Raw genomic sequence first — 16,880 nt, forward strand, 5'->3', positions numbered from 1 at the left:
AAAGATGACAAACACAGCAAAACGTATTTCTCGAATTGCAGCAATTGGCCTCATCGCAGGCAGTACATTGCTGCCTGTTGCAACCGTATGGGCTGATGAAACCACGCAAACCACAGCAGCAACCACTGTAGCAACTGATGCCGTAGCGCAAGCAGCACCAACTCCACCACCCTTACCTGCAACTGTTGAAAAAGTACATAACCCTTATGGTTTAGAAGCCCTCTGGCGCGAAGGTGACTTAGTCGCAAAATCGACGTTATTTATTTTGGTACTGATGTCGATTGGAACGTGGTACATCATTCTGTCTAAAGTTTTTCAACAAAGTAAAATCAAACGCCATGGCACAGAAGCTGAACGTCATTTCTGGGAAGCAGAATCTTTAAATAGTGCTGCAGAAAGTTTAAATAGCAATAGTAGCTACCGTTATATTGCTGAAAAAGGCATTCGTTCCACCAAACATCATGACGGCACATTATTAGAGCGTATTGATTTCAACACATGGGTGACGATTTCAATCCAACGTGCAATCGAAAAAGTGCAAAGTCATCTCAGTAATGGCCTAGCCTTCCTTGCCACTGTGGGTTCAACTGCGCCATTTGTCGGCTTATTTGGAACAGTTTGGGGAATTTATCACGCGCTTACTGCGATCGGTATTTCAGGCCAAGCATCGATTGATAAAGTGGCTGGACCTGTCGGTGAAGCACTGATTATGACCGCAATTGGTCTTGCAGTCGCGGTTCCTGCTGTACTGGGTTATAACTGGTTAACCCGTCGTAATAAAGCGGTTATGGACAATGTTCGCTCATTTGGTTCAGACCTACATGCCGTACTCCTCAGCGGTGACTTAAACAGTAATCACCCAAACCGTGATTCTAAATAAGGAACACCATTATGGGCATGATGATTAATTCAGATCAAAGTGACGATGATGTCATCGGGACGATTAACACGACCCCGCTAGTCGACATCATGCTGGTGCTGCTGATTATCTTTTTAATTACAGTGCCAGTGGTCACACACACTGTTCCGGTAAAACTACCCGAAGAAAAAAATACACCTTATGCCACCACCCCACAAAATATCCAGCTTTCAGTGAATAAAACGGGGGATATTTTCTGGAATGAACAATACGTTGCAAATAAAGAAACTTTACTTGCCCGTTTACAAGCTGAAGCGCAAAAACGTCCACAGCCTGAGGTTCATATTCGTGGCGATCAACAGACTCATTATGAAGCGATAGATCAGGTGATCAGCACAACACAGCAAGCAGGGATTGGCAAAATCGCTTTTGTTACCACTCCCCCTGCTTCTACACCATAATAGGAGAATCACACATGGGTATGAATGTGGGTTCAAAAAATGATGAAGAAGATGTGATGCTCGACGTCAACATGACACCGCTAATTGATGTCATGTTGGTGCTGCTGATTATGTTCATTATCACCATTCCAATTCCAAACAACGCCATTAACATTAATTTGCCAAATGGCACACCACCACCGCCAACAGATCAGAAGCCACCAGAAACCATTAATTTACGGGTTGATGCACAAGGGCATATTTTCTGGAATGATCAAGCAGTTGCTGATCGTTCAGCCTTAAAAGCCTTGTTTGATTCAGTTGCTCAAAAAGCGGATCAGGATCAGATTAAATTTAAGCCTGATGCACAGGCCGAATATAAGAATATCGCGATGGTGATGGCGCTCGCTCAACAAAGCAATATCACCAAAATCGGTATCGTCAGTAATAACTAAACAATAAAAACAAGAAATTAATCAGATAACTATAATTTTACTCCTGTGCTAACAAGTTCGCTTGTTAGCTTTTTTTATTTCATTTCATTGATGACAACTGGAATAAGCTTACTGCTCACTTTATAGCCTTGTGGTTTATTATTACAGGCATCCCCTGTCACTGTGGTTCGAATGATATAAGGTGAATAAGGCATCACATTTAAATAGCCTGAATTTTCCCGTCCTGTACGGCAATCTTCTGCACCCAGTTTTTCATCATAGCGACCGTCATAAGAAGACTCCTCTACCTCTGCAATCAGCTTACTTGTCCATTGAGTGAAATAAACCAGACTTTTACTCGATTCGACTGTGCCCTGTCCTGAACCTGCACTTTCAATTTCGATCAGTTGAATCGGTTTGCCTTTATAAACGGTTGAATGCACTTTAAAGCTATTCGATTGGCCACCAAACTCTTTTAAGATTTGAGCCTGTTTTAATTTTGGACGGGTTAATACATAACCAGCCCAAAAATTACGTCCTGCATTGTCAAAACTCACGCCCGATAAATAGGCTTCTTCCCCTGAGATCAGTTTTACGGCTTCGGTAGAATCAATCTGAATGGCATGAGGAGGATTGGCATTTGAATCTTGTAAGTTGGTGATCCAACTGATGATGGTTTTATCTGTTGGTACAGCAGCATGAGTTGTCGAGATTAAACCTGACAAACATAGCGTTATAAAAACAAAATTCTTGTTATTCATTGTTAGTCACCTTAAATTTATTAGTTAAATGGCTTCCAAAAATCTATTAGCTATCGTGACGGCGGCATGGATGCCGCCCGTAGGGCTGCGGTATAAGGATATACCGTCAGCCCTACAAAGGATTTTGTCTTGCGCTGTTTCAGTCACAGCTCATCATCCCTGAAAAGTAAGAGAATGTGGTATTCATTTGAGAAAACTCGGGAAGACGCTGTGGTTCCCCCTATTGAATAAGATTCTAAATTTAATGAATTAAATTAGAATTTTTCCAATTCAATCCATCGAGCATCAGGAAAATGCTTTGCCAAATAAGCTTTTAAATAATCTGCGGTATCTTTCGAAATAAGTGGATCTTTGGACTCATCTTTTAAGTTATACACTAAAGTATGCAAACTCAAACCACGCTGCTTTAAAGCCTCTAAACTCAATAAAGTATGATTAATACTACCTAAACGCCCAGAAGTGACCAAAATCACAGGAAATTGATGCCGAACGATATAATCAATCGTTAACAATTCTGTTGTTAAAGGTACCATCAAACCGCCTGCACCCTCCAATAGCACCACCTCAAACCGCTGAACCAATACTTTAGTCGCTGCTTCGATCTTGGCAAAATCCAGATCACGCCCATCCAAACGTGTGGCTAAATGCGGCGAGGCTGGATACGTAAAAATTTCAGGCATGGTGAGTTTGTCATGATCTTCCTGAAACCAGCCACTGCCCATAATTTCACGATGCTTTTCGATATCTTCGGAGATATCTACATTCCCAGTTTGTACCAACTTCTGAGTAATGACACGCTGTCCCTGTTCGGTCCAAAGTTTGGCGAGATAACCTGTGGCATAAGTTTTACCAATTTCAGTATCAATACCGCTAACAAAATAAATTGCTGCACTCATGCTATTCTCCGCGCAATCACATAAATCGGGTGATAAGTCAGACTAAAACCCTGCTCATCATAAAACTGTTGATAATCCGAATAGAACTGCTGCAAGGATTGCTTGGTCCAGCGATGTGATTTTGCTGTTGCAGTCACGCCTGTCGCCTTTAAATGCTGCAATACCAATTTTGGATGATCAAAATAAATCTGCTTATGATCTTGCTGTATTAATAGAATTTCAAAGCCTTGCTGTTCAAGCTGTCGTTTTAAAGATTCTAGGCCAATATAATTTAAACCCTGTCCTGTCAGTTGCTTAATTTCAGTGAGATTATCAGGCCCAAAGGTAGAAAAGCCGAAATATCCATGAGGGTTTAACGCCACTTGAATCCGTTGTAATAACGCGGGCAGGTCCATCATCCATTGCAAAGCAGAACTGGAAATCACTGCATCCAAACATTGCGGTAATACCAGTTGCTCAATATCACCGATCAACCAATCAACCTTAGGTCTCCCCTTAATAAAGGGGAGATTTAGAGGGGATTTAAAATTTGAAAAATGCTGCTCTACATCGTCATATAAATCATTTAAAAACAGTTGCTCAACTTGAAAATGAGATTGAAGTAAGTGGGTGAGATTGCCTGAACCGCAGCCAATTTCTAGGACTGAGCCCAAGCTTTGCGGACAATAAGTTTGAAGATATTTAAATAACTGTGCACTAATTTGCTTTTGTACCACAGCATGCTCGACATAGCTTTGCCCTGCTTTGGCAAAACGTCGTGCAACCAATGCTTTATTGATGCTCACAAACACTCCACCAATTGTTCCAATTCAGTTTTTTGCACCAAAGAAGTTAATGAAATACGCAGGCGTGAACTATTCTGTGGCACTGTTGGTGGGCGTACCGGCATGGCATAAAAACCTTGTTGTTGTACATAGCGTGCTTTTTCAATGGCCGCTTGGCTTTCGCCTAAAATAATTGGAATGATATGACTGCTGGATGGGCTCGAGAAACCTTTTGCAATCACCGCCCGTTGTAAATACTGACTGATCTCAGTCAAGTATTGACGCTGTTGCTGCATGCTCAGCACTTTATTAAAAATAAAATCTGACCATGCCATCGAGATTGGAGGCAAAGCTGTACTAAAAATCAATGGGCGCATTTTATTGATCAGATAATCACGAATGATTGAATCACAAATGATATAGCCGCCTACCGAGGCAATTGCTTTACCAAAGGTCCCAACCAAGAAATCAATCTGATCTAACACGCCATATTGTTCAGCACAACCCAGACCTTGCTCCCCCCTGACACCAATCGCATGTGCTTCATCGACATACAACATAGTTTTGGCAAAGCGTTGCTTTAACTGCGCCAAGGCTGCTAAATCCGTCTCATCGCCATCCATACTAAAAATACTTTCAGTCACCACAATAATGCGTTCAACTTGCTCATCTTGATGATACTTTTGCAATAACTGTTCCAGATGCTGCAAATCATTATGACGATAACGCACATATTGAGCAGTCGATAGTCGAATGCCATCAATCATACTGGCATGCACCAGTTTATCGGCCAGAATCACGGTTTTACTATCAGCTAAGGCTGGCAAAATACCAATATTCATGTGGTAGCCACTATTAAAGAGTAAGGCAGCACGGCCAAAGGCTTTACTTAGGCTATTTTCAAATTGTTCATATTCCGCAAAATTTCCCGTGAGCAAACGTGAAGAAGATGAACTAAAGAGCGCTCGTTCGATTTTCAGCGTATCAAGAAACTCTTCTCTTAAAGTTAAATCAGCGGCAAGACCTAAATAATCATTGGATGCCAGATTCAACATGGTTCGATCTTGGATGGTAATCCATCGTCCAGATTGCTCATTTGAAGTGAATTGACGGAAATTACCCTGTTGCTTAAGTAGGTCAAGCTGCTCAGCATAATGATCAAGCAAGGACATTGCTATTTACTTCCTGCATATTTTTTACCACTTCACTCATCTGTGCTAATAAATAATGGAGTTCGTCATCTGTGATCACATACGGCGGCATCACATAGACCAATTTTCCAAATGGCCGTACCCAAATACCACGCTCTACAAACTGTTGCTGCAAGGTTTTCATATCCACATTGCTGGTTAATTCAACCACGCCAATCGCACCTAAAACACGTACATCTGCAACGTGGTCAAGCTGTGCTAAATCCATTAATTGTTCAGCCAGAATCTTTTCAATCCGTTGAATATTGGCTTGCCAGTCTTGATCAACCAATAATTGAGTACTTCTTAAAGCAACTGCACAGGCCAGTGGATTCGCCATAAAGGTTGGGCCATGCATAAACACACCCGCTTCACCACAACTAATGCTTTCAGCCACTTGCTTGGTGGTTAAGGTCGCAGACAGTGTCATATAACCACCTGTTAAACCTTTACCAATACACATAATATCGGGTTCTACTTGGGCATGTTCCCATGCAAACATTTTACCTGTACGCCCAAAGCCTGTGGCAATCTCATCAAAGATTAACAATAGATTATATTGCTCACACAATGCTTTAGCTTGGCGCAAATATTCAGGATGATAAAAACGCATGCCACCTGCACCTTGTACAATTGGCTCGATAATCAGAGCAGCAATAGTGTGATGATGCTGTTCAATCTGTTGCTTGAGTTCCTGGATGTCTTGCGGATCCCATTCTGCATCGAAGCGGCATTGTGGTGCAGGAACAAAAATGCGATTGGGTAAACTTGTACCAAAAATTTGATGCATCCCCGTGACTGGATCACACACCGACATCGCATTCCAAGTATCACCATGATAGCCAGAGCGTGTGGTAATAAAATTGGTTTTCTCTGATTTGTTTAATGCAGCCCAATATTGAACTGCCATTTTTAAAGCCACTTCTACGGCAACCGAACCTGAATCTGCATAGAAAATCTTATCTAAGTTCGGCGGCGTAATTTTTAATAATAATTTACCTAATTCAATTGCAGGTTCATGGGTCAGACCACCGAACATGATATGCGCCATGTTCTGCAATTGATCTGTAACCGCTTGGTTCAGTTCAGGATGATTATAACCATGAATTGCACACCACCATGACGACATGCCATCAACTAAAGTTCGACCATCTTCCAGTTCAATGGTTGCGCCATAGGCACGTTTGACTTTAAAGGTTGGTAGTGGATTTAACATCGAAGTATAGGGATGCCATATATGTTCTAAATCAAATGGGTCTGTCATCCTTTACCTCTGTAAATTCAATATTTAACGATGTGCTGTACAGTGTCATTCCGAGTACTCAGCCAATTTCAGGATAAGCCTTCAGCTGGACTTACTTTTCAAAGATGAAAAGTAAGCAAAAGTCTTTTGTTAGGCTGATGGCACATCCTTGATGCCACAGCCTAACGGCGACATCCATGTCGCCTCCACGATAGCGAATATTAAAAGTAAATTTCAATAATGATAAGAACGTTCAATAAATCTCAATAGCTTTTTATCTTAAACTTGTCAAAACCTAAAATATATTGCGAGAACTTTCAATTCAAGCAAGATTAAACCGTCTATTGAATAAAATCTTCAATTATCTGCGCAGTCTGCTCAACCATAAAACAAGGAAAACCATGTGAAGCTCCATCAACCAAAACAACAGATAGATTTTTTGCAGCTAAATCATCAATATTTCGTATAACTTGGTAAGGAACTAAAGCATCATGCTCTGCAAAGACATGTAACTGCTTACCTTGATAATTTTCATACAACTCAACCAAGTTTAATTGCTCTAACAACTGTAAACCGTCCCTAAGCAATGCAATCTGTTGTGGACGAATCAATTTCTGCATAGCTACGAAATCTTTCTTTGCCGAACTTGCACCTTGGCACACTAACAAGCCAAAACGCTTTAAAGTACTAATCGCATCTTGTTCAAAAGCCTGTTTGAATGGGATAAAGGTTTCAACAGGCATGGCAGCCATCCAATCTGCTTGAGCCACAAAACATGGATTCGACGCTAAAGTGATTAACACTTTCTGTTCAGCGTATTGTTGTTGGATCTGATCAACCAGTAATGCTGCCAGTTGTCCACCAAGCGACCATCCAATGATCACATCAAACTTCACTGCAAGTTCGACATGCTGTTGCAAGATGTCATCATTCAGCGCATTAAAGATATTGATTCGCTCAATGCTATGTCCCTTTTGTGCTAAAGCCTCATGTAAAGGTTTTAATAATTCGGCACCACCGCCCCATCCCGTGATGAGTAGAATCTTATAGGTCACGTGCTTGCTCATTCCCAAAAACTTCAACGCAGTATACTCTGATTAACACTGCTCATTATTTTCCAAATCTACCAAAAGCTGCGCTGGAATCACTTGCTCCCAATGTTGCTTGAACTGTCGATGAACTTGATCAATCTCAAAGCGACTATTTCTTGCTGCCTGTTGTGCATAAGCAATATCTTTAGCACGCATGTAGGCGAGTAAATAATGATCGCCATTCAATTCAAGTTGAAACCAAGATTCAATTGTTACCCCTTCAGTTTGAAGTGTTTGAATCGCTTCTACTTTACGTTGTTGAATTTCTTGCTGCCAAGCCTCGACCTCAGCCTGCCTATTTGCTTTTAATTTAATCAGAACTGCACCAACATCCATTAATTTTCCTTTTCTTTTTTAATGATCATTCGATTTAAATATATAAAGCAGATCAAAACCCTGTAAAGAATTTTCTACCCCATCCAATCTCTAAATTTGCTAAAGTAGCTGCTATTACACTTTGAGATCAACATGATGAATACGATAAAGTCCAAAGTTTTCGTTTTATGTAGTTCACTTTTTTTACTTAGTGCACCCACGCTCAGTAGCGCACAAACTACCTTATTTTCTAAGCAAGATACTGCACAAAAAGAATGGGTTGGACAGTCTGCTCCAGACTTTAAACTGCAAGATCAAACTGGCAAATGGCACACCTTAAATCAATATAAAGGCAAATGGGTGGTACTTTATTTCTATCCTAAAGACAACACAGCAGGCTGTACTCAAGAAGCCAATCAATTTAAATCGCTGTATCCCCAATTTACCAAATCAAATGCGGTGGTGCTGGGTGTCAGTCTTGATGATGTTGCCTCACATCAAAAATTCTCAGAAAAACTCGGCCTACCCTTCCCAATTCTTGCTGATGATCAAGGCGAACTGGCAACTAAATTCGGCATCGTTCGAAATCTAGGAATTGCCAAGATCGCCAAACGCGAGAGTTTTTTGATTAATCCTCAAGGCGCGGTAATGTATCACTACACTAGCGTGAATACCCAAACTCATGCCGATCAAGTCTTGAAAGATCTAAAAAACTTACAAAGCAAATAATCGCTTTGAAGATTTTGAATCAGCTTATTGATTGTTTTTATGCCTAGCTATTTGAAGTCTAGGCATTTTTATATGTGTTTAAAAATCAATACCATTGGAATCATCAATCGGATTCTGATCCAGTGTAAACACGGTCCGTTGATACGGAATGCCTTCCAGATCATAGACCTGATAAACACAATCAAATAACAGTTGTAAGTCTTCACTACGATCCATTGCCCGTGCAGTCAAAAAGATTGGGCTAACCGCACCATTGTCCAGAATCGGAATGTAATTGAGATGTGGAAAACGAATGGTATCGGCACTGGCAGGAATCACGCACAAGCCTTCACCTGCAGCGACCAGACCCAAAGCCAATTGAATTTCCCGCACTTCATGCATATTTTTCGGCACTAAACTATGCTCGGCAAAAATATTCAGCAGTTGAGTCGAAAAATTCGGTTTCGGTGAAGTCGGATACATAAACATCTTTTCATCAATCAGATCTGCCAGATAGACCCCTTCTGTCCGCTGTGCAATCGGATGGCTGGTATGCGCCGCCACAACCAAACGCTCCTTGCGCAGTAAAATCCGTCTGACCGCAGGATCACTAATCCGCAAACGACCAAAGCCCACATCAATTCGACCTTCCTTTAAAGCTTGTAACTGCTCAGTGGTGCTCATTTCAACCAGTTGAATATTGAGATGCGGCTGCTGTTGTCTGAATAAATAGATGATCCGTGGCAATAGACCATAAAGCAGCGAACCGACAAAACCAATGGTAACACTGCGTTCAATCAGCCCAATCCGTTTCGCCATACTTTTAATTTCTTCGGCATTAGACAAAAGTTTAATCGCATGCTGATAAAAGAAATGTCCCGCAGGTGTGGTTTGTAGAGGTCGGCTGCCCCGCTCAAACAGTTGAATACCCAACTCACTTTCCAAATTTTGAATCTGCCGACTCAAAGGTGGTTGAGCAATAAATAGTTTTTCTGCGGCCTTGGTGAAGCTCTGTTCTTCAACAACCGCAACAAAATACCGTAAATGACGTAATTCCATGAGGTTTCCATACCTTTAAGATATATAAAAATATAAATTCGGTCTTAGACAGAGTTTACTCATTCTTTTAAGGTATAGACAAGAGATAAACCGATGAAGTTATGAATCGCTTCCGCTAGATTCCAGCTGCCCACATTCATCCTTATCGGTTCAAACCACAACACTCGCCACATTCAACTTATTAGGATATCGAGACGCTTTTAGCGCAACTCGATGACTTCCACAGTTTTGGAAAGTCGGAGAACGGACATGCCACGTATTCCTGTAATCAATACCAGCCATCTTGACCGCATTGATGAATTACTGGTCGATAATATCGACACAGGTGAATTTAAACTTCATCGTTCAGTATTTACCGATCAAGCTCTATTTGACCTTGAAATGAAATACATTTTCGAAGGCAATTGGGTTTATTTAGCACACGAAAGCCAAATCCCCAATAACAACGATTTCTACACCACCTATATTGGTCGTCAACCAGTCATCATCGCCCGCAACCGTAACGGCGAGCTAAATGCCATGATCAATGCCTGTTCGCATCGTGGTGCCCAACTTTGTCGTCATAAACGCGGTAACAAAGCCACTTATACTTGCCCTTTCCATGGTTGGACCTTTAACAACTCAGGCAAACTCCTCAAAGTCAAAGATCCAAGTGAAGCGGGCTACTCAGATTGCTTTAATCAGGATGGTTCACATGATCTGAAAAAAGTCGCACGTTTTGAAAACTACAAAGGTTTCTTGTTCGGCAGCCTCAATCCAGATGTACCATCCCTTGAAGCATTTTTGGGTGAAACCAGCAAAATCATCGACATGATTGTCGATCAATCCGAACATGGTTTAGAAGTTCTACGCGGTACTTCCTCTTATACCTATGAAGGGAATTGGAAACTGACGGCGGAAAATGGTGCTGATGGTTATCACGTTTCAGCAGTGCACTGGAACTATGCCGCAACCACACAACACCGCAAAGAGACCCAAGCCGCCGATAATATTCGTGCCATGAGTGCAGGCTCTTGGGGCAAACAAGGTGGTGGTTCTTATGGTTTTGAAAATGGACACATGCTGCTTTGGACACAATGGGCCAATCCAGAAGATCGTCCAAACTTCCCGAAAGCAGATGAATATACCGAGAAATACGGTGCAGCCATGTCGAAATGGATGATCGAACGCTCGCGTAATCTGTGCCTCTATCCAAACGTGTATTTAATGGACCAGTTCGGTTCACAAATTCGGGTGTTACGTCCTATCTCAGTCGATCGCACTGAAGTCACGATTTACTGTATTGCACCGAAAGGTGAAGCCCCAGAGGCACGTGCGCGTCGTATTCGCCAATATGAAGATTTCTTTAATGCCTCAGGCATGGCCACACCCGATGACCTAGAAGAATTCCGTGCCTGTCAGGCAGGTTATGCCGGGATCGCACTGGAATGGAATGACATGTGCCGTGGTTCCAAGCACTGGATTTATGGCCCCGATGATGCAGCCAATGAAATTGGGCTTAAACCGATGTTAAGCGGAATTAAAACCGAAGATGAAGGCCTCTATCTGGCGCAACATCAATATTGGTTGCATACCATGAAACACGCCATTGTCGCTGAGAAGCAAATTGCTGCTCAAGGAGAAAACGCATGAGTATTCAAGATCAAAGCAGCTTGGAAAATATTGCTCAGTTTCTCTATCGTGAAGCTCGCTTTTTAGATGATGAACAATGGGATGACTGGCTCAATTGCTATGCGCCTGAAGCCAGCTTCTGGATGCCAGCGTGGGATGACAATGATCAGCTCACCGAAGATCCACAGTCTGAAATCTCCTTGATTTATTATCCAGATCGCCAAGGTTTAGAAGACCGTGTGTTCCGAATCAAAACCGAACGCTCTTCTGCCACCATGCCTGATACCCGTACTTGCCACAATATTGCCAATATTGAAGTGATTGAACGCGACGGCGATAAAGTCACCGTTCGCTTCAACTGGAATACCTTGAGCTTCCGCTACAAAACCACCTATAGCTACTTTGGCATGTCACGTTATGTCATTGATTGTTCAGATGATGAACCAAAAATTCTAAGCAAGTATGTCGTACTCAAAAATGACTATATCAATCAAGTGATTGATATCTATCACCTGTAAAAAATAGGTCGCCTCAGCCAAATGGACTGTTGGTTGGGGTCCCAAATTTAAATTATTTTGTAGGATACATCTCATGTCAAACCACAATGTAGCACTTCAATTTGAAGATGGTGTGACACGTTTTATCAGTGTTGCTCAAGGTGAAACCCTGTCCGATGCAGCCTATCGCCAAAAAATTAATATCCCGTTGGATTGCCGTGACGGTGCCTGTGGTACTTGCCGTGCATTCTGCGAATCTGGCAGTTATGACATGCCAGAAGAAAGTTATATCGAAGATGCCCTCACCCCAGAAGAAGCAGAGCAAGGTTATATTCTGGCGTGCCAATGTCGTCCAAGCTCAGATGCAGTATTCCGAATTCAGGCGTCATCTGATGTTTGTAAAACCGAAATTCATTCTTTCCAAGGCACATTGGCTCGGGTCGAAAATCTTTCCGACTCAACCATTACTTTTGATATTCAACTGGATGAAGGGCAACCCGATATTCATTTTCTTGCAGGGCAGTATGTCAATGTCGCCATTCCTGAAACAGGTGAAACCCGTTCATATTCATTTAGCTCAAAGCCGGGCAATCGCTTAACAGGTTTTGTGGTGCGTAATGTCCCAAATGGCAAAATGAGCGATTTCTTAAGCAAGGCTGCGCAGGCAGGCGATAAAATGAGCTTCACAGGACCATTCGGCAGCTTCTATCTACGTAATGTCACTCGTCCTGTGCTAATGCTGGCAGGTGGTACAGGCATCGCCCCTTTTATGTCGATGTTACAGGTGCTTGAAGAAAAAGGTTCAACCCAACCTGTGCGTTTAGTGTTTGGTGTGACCAACGATTTTGATCTGGTGGCTTTGGAGAAACTGGCAGAATTACAAGCGAAATTCCCTTGGTTTGAATATCGAACTGTCGTTGCGCATCCTGACAGTCAGCATGCGCGTAAAGGCTATGTCACAGGTCATATCGAATCTGAATGGCTCAATAGCGGCGATGTCGATATTTATCTGTGCGGTCCTGTACCGATGGTCGAAGCCGTCCGTGGCTGGTTAGATACAGAACAGATCAAACCAGCCAACTTCCTGTTCGAAAAGTTCTCTGCGAATTAATAGCCACAGGAAAATCAAGCCATGTCTCAAACTCAAAGATTTAGCGATAAAGTGGTAATTGTCACAGGTAGTGCTCAAGGCATTGGTCGTGGGGTGGCGCTACAACTGGCGGCGGAAGGTGCGCAACTAGTTCTGGCCGACCTTTCCGATTATGTGCAAGAGGTACTGACCGAAGTCAAAGCCTTAGGTGCTGAGGCCATTACGGTTCAAGCCGATCTGGAAAGCTTTGCAGGTGCACAAACTGTGGTTGCCAAAGCTATTCAACATTTTGGCCGGATCGATGTGCTGATCAATAATGTTGGCGGCGCAATCTGGATGAAACCTTTTCAGGAATTTTCTGAACAGGAAATTATCAAGGAAGTGAATCGCTCGTTGTTTCCGACTTTATGGTGCTGCCGAGCGGTCTTGCCTGCAATGATTCAGCAACAGGCCGGTGTGATCGTCAATGTTTCATCGATTGCGACTCGCGGGATTAACCGAATTCCCTACTCTGCCGCCAAAGGTGGCGTCAATGCACTGACAGCGTCGCTGGCCTTTGAACACGCCAAAGATGGAATTCGGGTCAATGCCATCGCTACAGGTGGCACCGAAGCCCCACCTCGCAAAGTACCGCGTAATAGCAACCCACTCAGTCAAAATGAAAAAGACTGGATGCAACAAGTGGTGGATCAAACCATAGATCGCACCTTCATGGGCCGTTATGGCAGTATTGAGGAACAAGTCAAAGCCATTGTCTTCGTTGCCTCCGATGATGCCTCCTATATCACGGGCAGCGTCATCCCCGTGGGAGGTGGAGATCAGGGTTAGCCCTGATCTTTTGCATTTCAGATAAAGTACAGGATGTGCATGGAGGCCATCACCCAATGACAACTTTACTCAAAACATTAAAACAAGATTGGTCCATTTCAGCCACGGTTGCGGGTTTTCTTGCGGTGCTGATTTCCTATTCAGGGCCACTGATTATTTTCTTTCAGGCGGCGCAACGTGCCCATGTTTCGACAGAGATGATGGTGTCATGGATTTGGGGCATTTCCATCGGTGCAGCTGTTGCAGGGATTTATCTATCAATTAAATATAAAACTCCCGTCATTACTGCTTGGTCTGCGCCCGGTACTGCTTTATTGGTGACGCTATTTCCTGACATTTCTCTGAATGAAGCGGTCGCTGCCTATATCACCTCTGCCATCGTGATTTTTCTCATTGGGATTACAGGCTGTTTCGACAAACTGCTGAAATGGATTCCGCAAGATGTTGCTGCTGGCATGATGGCAGGCATCTTGTTTCAATTTGGCATTAACCTGTTTACGGCCACAGATCGCATGCCGCTGATTGTGTTTAGCATGTTGATTGTGTTTCTGGTCGCTAAACGACTGATGCCGCGCTATACCATGATCTGGGTATTGGCAGCGGGTATTTCACTCAGTTTATTCTTGGGAAAAATGAATCCTGTGGAGCTCAGTTTTCATCTAGCGATTCCACAATGGATTAGCCCTGAATGGACATGGACTTCGACCTTAAGTCTGGCGCTGCCCTTAATCCTCGTGAGTCTGACAGGTCAGTTCTTACCGGGTATGGCGATTATGAAACTGAGTGGCTATGACACGCCTGCCAAACCGATTATCAGTGCTACCAGTATTGCCTCTCTCGCTGTGGCTTGTGTTGGCGGTATTACCATCGTGCTCGCGTCCATTACAGCAGCGTTATGTATGGGTAAAGATGCACATGAACTGAAAGAAAAACGCTATATCGCAGGGATTGCCAACGGGATTTTTTATATTCTCGGCGGACTGTTTGCGGGCAGTATTGTGATGCTATTTAGCTTACTACCGAAAGAATTGGTTGCGGCTTTAGCGGGTTTGGCCTTGCTCGGTGCAATTTCCACCAATATTGCCGTTGCTATGAAAAATGAACAACAGCGTGATGCCGCACTGATTACCTTTCTGGCGACCGCTTCAGGCATGCATTTTTTAGGATTAAGTTCGGTGTTTTGGGGCATTTGTATTGGGGTGATTGCTCATTTCATTCTCACTCAACGCACAGCAACACAATCCGCTTAATAAAAAGAGAACAACTCCCCCGCCTCTCCGCCTTGCTGTCGAATAACAGACTACTTTGCCCCTAAAGCTAAGCAATCAAAACTCAGCAAGGCAATTTTTTAAACCTCACTTTAAAATCTCAATTCATTCAACTTAATTGGACGTTCATCATTATTTTAACCAATAGGTAAAATAAAACATCCTGATTTATTTTCAATCATGCTATAAGTTTATTTAATGATTTTTCAATTATAAAAAATAAGATTTTAACATCATAAAATAGTTAAAATTCTCACTATTTAATATTTCACCCATATTTAAAAATAAATTAAAACAAAAAAATAAATACATAAATTTCAATGTATTAAATAAATAAAATCACAATACCTTAAAGACATAAAGATATATCAATTAGGTTTTTGACTCTCACCCAATAACAAAATAGCTTAATAAAAAATAACTCGGTACTTCACAAATTGGAGGTGAAGCAATGGATACACATAAGGTCAATATTAATGACATTATTGATAAAGCCCGTTTTACGGCATTTCACTGGAAAGTATTAATCTGGTGTCTCATCATTATTATTTTTGACGGTTATGATCTGGTTATTTACGGGGTAGCTCTCCCCTTGTTGATGCAGCAATGGTCACTAACTGCAGTGCAAGCGGGATTGCTTGCCAGTGCAGCTTTGTTCGGGATGATGTTTGGTGCCATGATTTTTGGCACGCTCTCAGACAAACTGGGGCGTAAAAAAACCATTCTGATCTGTGTCACTTTATTCAGTGGCTTTACCTTCTTAGGTGCTTTTGCGAAAAGCCCCACTGAATTTGCCATTTTACGATTTATCGCGGGACTTGGCATTGGTGGTGTGATGCCAAACGTTGTCGCATTGATGACCGAATATGCACCGAAAAAAATCCGCAGTACCTTAGTCGCACTGATGTTTAGTGGCTATGCCATTGGCGGGATGAGTTCTGCCTTATTGGGCGCATGGTTAGTCAAAGATATGGGTTGGCAGATCATGTTTTTAATTGCGGGCATTCCGCTGTTACTGTTGCCTGTAATCTGGAAATTTCTGCCTGAGTCATTGGCTTTCTTAGTGAAATCGAATCAGCACGAACAAGCCAAAATGATTGTCACTAAAATCGCACCTGAAACTGAATTAAGCAATCATTCAGAACTGGTTCTAAATGAAAGTACCACAACTGATGCACCTGTTCGTGCCCTATTCCAACAAGGTCGTAGTTTCAGCACCTTTATGTTTTGGGTGGCCTTCTTTATGTGCCTGTTGATGGTTTATGCGTTGGGTAGCTGGTTACCAAAATTGATGCTACAGGCGGGTTATTCTCTAGGTGCCAGTATGCTATTCCTGTTTGCACTGAACATTGGAGGTATGGTTGGCGCGATTGGCGGTGGTGCCTTAGCGGATAAATTCCACTTAAAACCCGTGATTACCAGCATGTTTGTGATCGGTGCTGCTGCCCTGATCTTACTTGGTTTTAATAGCCCACAGTTTATTTTATACAGCCTGATTGCAATCGCAGGCGCAGCCACAATTGGCTCACAGATTCTGCTCTATACCTTTGTGGCACAATTCTACCCAACCGCAGTACGTTCAACCGGGATGGGATGGGCTTCGGGTATTGGCCGAATCGGTGCCATCATCGGCCCTGTCCTCACTGGTGCTTTACTCACCTTTGAACTGCCCCATCAAATGAATTTTCTCGCCATCGCGATTCCCGGCATTATCGCGGCGTTCGCCATTTTCTTGGTGAATTTAAAAGTCTCGGTTGCGGCTCAACCTGCGACAAGCTTTACCCCACAATCTTCACTGTCTCAGCAATAAAACCATGTGCGCCGAG

At 42.7% G+C, this 16,880-nt stretch carries 18 protein-coding genes; 10 read left to right on the forward strand and 8 right to left on the reverse strand.

Annotated features, from left to right (window positions below; translation table 11 throughout):
* Window positions 1-4: 4 nt before the first annotated feature.
* From F993_RS07260 to F993_RS07250, 3 genes are read left to right on the forward strand one after another with little or no spacing between them, the layout of a single operon-like run.
* The gene (locus tag F993_RS07260; RefSeq protein WP_004655301.1) at window positions 5-880 is read left to right on the forward strand and encodes a MotA/TolQ/ExbB proton channel family protein; all 876 of its coding nucleotides are present in this window, start codon (window positions 5-7) and stop codon (window positions 878-880) included.
* 11 nt (window positions 881-891) lie between these two features.
* Window positions 892-1,320 carry an ExbD/TolR family protein gene (locus F993_RS07255; protein WP_004655302.1) on the forward strand — a complete coding sequence of 143 codons (429 nt, stop codon included), beginning with the start codon at window positions 892-894 and terminating at the stop codon, window positions 1,318-1,320.
* 14 nt (window positions 1,321-1,334) lie between these two features.
* Window positions 1,335-1,754, forward strand: coding sequence for an ExbD/TolR family protein (locus tag F993_RS07250; protein ID WP_004655303.1), 420 nt, complete (start codon window positions 1,335-1,337; stop codon window positions 1,752-1,754).
* Window positions 1,755-1,828: 74 nt separating this feature from the next.
* Here the strand turns inward: F993_RS07250 and F993_RS07245 are convergent, their stop codons facing one another.
* The 7 genes from F993_RS07245 to F993_RS07215 form a co-directional block, all read right to left on the reverse strand.
* On the reverse strand, window positions 1,829-2,494 hold the full coding sequence (locus tag F993_RS07245; protein ID WP_004655304.1) for a hypothetical protein: 666 nt from the start codon (window positions 2,492-2,494) through the stop codon (window positions 1,829-1,831).
* Window positions 2,495-2,748: 254 nt separating this feature from the next.
* Window positions 2,749-3,390 (reverse strand): dethiobiotin synthase, encoded by a 642-nt coding sequence (gene bioD, locus F993_RS07240; protein WP_004655307.1) that lies wholly within the window; start codon window positions 3,388-3,390, stop codon window positions 2,749-2,751.
* The gene (gene bioC, locus F993_RS07235; RefSeq protein ID WP_004655309.1) at window positions 3,387-4,175 is read right to left on the reverse strand and encodes a malonyl-ACP O-methyltransferase BioC; all 789 of its coding nucleotides are present in this window, start codon (window positions 4,173-4,175) and stop codon (window positions 3,387-3,389) included. The genes bioD and bioC overlap by 4 nt, the downstream gene beginning before the upstream one ends.
* A complete protein-coding gene (locus F993_RS07230) occupies window positions 4,172-5,326 on the reverse strand; it encodes an 8-amino-7-oxononanoate synthase (RefSeq protein ID WP_004655310.1) in 1,155 nt (384 codons plus the stop codon). Before F993_RS07230 ends, bioC begins: the two co-directional genes overlap by 4 nt.
* Window positions 5,313-6,608, reverse strand: a complete 1,296-nt coding sequence (bioA, locus tag F993_RS07225; RefSeq protein ID WP_004655312.1) for an adenosylmethionine--8-amino-7-oxononanoate transaminase — start codon at window positions 6,606-6,608, stop codon at window positions 5,313-5,315. The genes F993_RS07230 and bioA overlap by 14 nt, the downstream gene beginning before the upstream one ends.
* 320 nt (window positions 6,609-6,928) lie before the next feature.
* On the reverse strand, window positions 6,929-7,642 hold the full coding sequence (locus tag F993_RS07220) for an alpha/beta fold hydrolase (RefSeq protein ID WP_032812505.1): 714 nt from the start codon (window positions 7,640-7,642) through the stop codon (window positions 6,929-6,931).
* A gap of 42 nt (window positions 7,643-7,684) precedes the next feature.
* Window positions 7,685-8,014 carry a DUF6176 family protein gene (locus F993_RS07215; protein ID WP_004655315.1) on the reverse strand — a complete coding sequence of 110 codons (330 nt, stop codon included), beginning with the start codon at window positions 8,012-8,014 and terminating at the stop codon, window positions 7,685-7,687.
* 132 nt (window positions 8,015-8,146) lie between these two features.
* Here F993_RS07215 and F993_RS07210 point away from each other — a divergent pair, with 132 nt between their 5' ends.
* Entirely contained in the window at window positions 8,147-8,722 is a 576-nt protein-coding gene (locus F993_RS07210) for a peroxiredoxin (RefSeq protein WP_004655317.1), read from the forward strand.
* Between the two features lie 78 nt (window positions 8,723-8,800).
* On the opposite strand, the gene F993_RS07205 is transcribed toward F993_RS07210, so the two are convergent.
* Window positions 8,801-9,760 (reverse strand): LysR family transcriptional regulator, encoded by a 960-nt coding sequence (locus F993_RS07205; protein WP_004655319.1) that lies wholly within the window; start codon window positions 9,758-9,760, stop codon window positions 8,801-8,803.
* A gap of 249 nt (window positions 9,761-10,009) precedes the next feature.
* Between F993_RS07205 and benA the strand changes: the two genes are divergently transcribed.
* The 6 genes from benA (at window position 10,010) to F993_RS07175 (ending at window position 16,864) form a co-directional block, all read left to right on the forward strand.
* A complete protein-coding gene (gene benA / locus F993_RS07200; protein ID WP_004655321.1) occupies window positions 10,010-11,392 on the forward strand; it encodes a benzoate 1,2-dioxygenase large subunit in 1,383 nt (460 codons plus the stop codon).
* Window positions 11,389-11,889: a benzoate 1,2-dioxygenase small subunit gene (benB, locus tag F993_RS07195; RefSeq protein WP_004655322.1), complete on the forward strand. Its 501-nt coding sequence runs from the start codon at window positions 11,389-11,391 to the stop codon at window positions 11,887-11,889. Before benA ends, benB begins: the two co-directional genes overlap by 4 nt.
* 73 nt (window positions 11,890-11,962) lie before the next feature.
* On the forward strand, window positions 11,963-12,979 hold the full coding sequence (gene benC, locus F993_RS07190; RefSeq protein ID WP_004655324.1) for a benzoate 1,2-dioxygenase electron transfer component BenC: 1,017 nt from the start codon (window positions 11,963-11,965) through the stop codon (window positions 12,977-12,979).
* Between the two features lie 21 nt (window positions 12,980-13,000).
* Entirely contained in the window at window positions 13,001-13,786 is a 786-nt protein-coding gene (benD, locus tag F993_RS07185; protein WP_004655326.1) for a benzoate diol dehydrogenase BenD, read from the forward strand.
* Window positions 13,787-13,842: 56 nt separating this feature from the next.
* Window positions 13,843-15,036: a benzoate/H(+) symporter BenE gene (gene benE, locus F993_RS07180; RefSeq protein ID WP_004655327.1), complete on the forward strand. Its 1,194-nt coding sequence runs from the start codon at window positions 13,843-13,845 to the stop codon at window positions 15,034-15,036.
* A 469-nt stretch (window positions 15,037-15,505) separates the two neighbouring features.
* Window positions 15,506-16,864, forward strand: a complete 1,359-nt coding sequence (locus tag F993_RS07175; protein ID WP_004655329.1) for an aromatic acid/H+ symport family MFS transporter — start codon at window positions 15,506-15,508, stop codon at window positions 16,862-16,864.
* The last annotated feature ends 16 nt before the right edge of the window (window positions 16,865-16,880 follow it).

The sequence above is a fragment of the Acinetobacter proteolyticus genome (assembly GCF_000367945.1).
Classification (GTDB): domain Bacteria; phylum Pseudomonadota; class Gammaproteobacteria; order Pseudomonadales; family Moraxellaceae; genus Acinetobacter; species Acinetobacter proteolyticus.

Bases quoted from the DNA above. Each gene is read 5' to 3' on its own strand.
- F993_RS07260 (WP_004655301.1), top strand. From the start codon at position 5: ATGACAAACACAGCAAAACGTATTTCTCGAATTGCAGCAATTGGCCTC.
- F993_RS07255 (WP_004655302.1), top strand. From the start codon at position 892: ATGGGCATGATGATTAATTCAGATCAAAGTGACGATGATGTCATCGGG.
- F993_RS07250 (WP_004655303.1), top strand. From the start codon at position 1,335: ATGGGTATGAATGTGGGTTCAAAAAATGATGAAGAAGATGTGATGCTC.
- F993_RS07245 (WP_004655304.1), bottom strand. From the start codon at position 2,494: ATGAATAACAAGAATTTTGTTTTTATAACGCTATGTTTGTCAGGTTTA.
- bioD (WP_004655307.1), bottom strand. From the start codon at position 3,390: ATGAGTGCAGCAATTTATTTTGTTAGCGGTATTGATACTGAAATTGGT.
- F993_RS07230 (WP_004655310.1), bottom strand. From the start codon at position 5,326: ATGTCCTTGCTTGATCATTATGCTGAGCAGCTTGACCTACTTAAGCAA.
- bioA (WP_004655312.1), bottom strand. From the start codon at position 6,608: ATGACAGACCCATTTGATTTAGAACATATATGGCATCCCTATACTTCG.
- F993_RS07215 (WP_004655315.1), bottom strand. From the start codon at position 8,014: ATGGATGTTGGTGCAGTTCTGATTAAATTAAAAGCAAATAGGCAGGCT.
- F993_RS07210 (WP_004655317.1), top strand. From the start codon at position 8,147: ATGATGAATACGATAAAGTCCAAAGTTTTCGTTTTATGTAGTTCACTT.
- F993_RS07205 (WP_004655319.1), bottom strand. From the start codon at position 9,760: ATGGAATTACGTCATTTACGGTATTTTGTTGCGGTTGTTGAAGAACAG.
- benA (WP_004655321.1), top strand. From the start codon at position 10,010: ATGCCACGTATTCCTGTAATCAATACCAGCCATCTTGACCGCATTGAT.
- benB (WP_004655322.1), top strand. From the start codon at position 11,389: ATGAGTATTCAAGATCAAAGCAGCTTGGAAAATATTGCTCAGTTTCTC.
- benC (WP_004655324.1), top strand. From the start codon at position 11,963: ATGTCAAACCACAATGTAGCACTTCAATTTGAAGATGGTGTGACACGT.
- benD (WP_004655326.1), top strand. From the start codon at position 13,001: ATGTCTCAAACTCAAAGATTTAGCGATAAAGTGGTAATTGTCACAGGT.
- benE (WP_004655327.1), top strand. From the start codon at position 13,843: ATGACAACTTTACTCAAAACATTAAAACAAGATTGGTCCATTTCAGCC.
- F993_RS07175 (WP_004655329.1), top strand. From the start codon at position 15,506: ATGGATACACATAAGGTCAATATTAATGACATTATTGATAAAGCCCGT.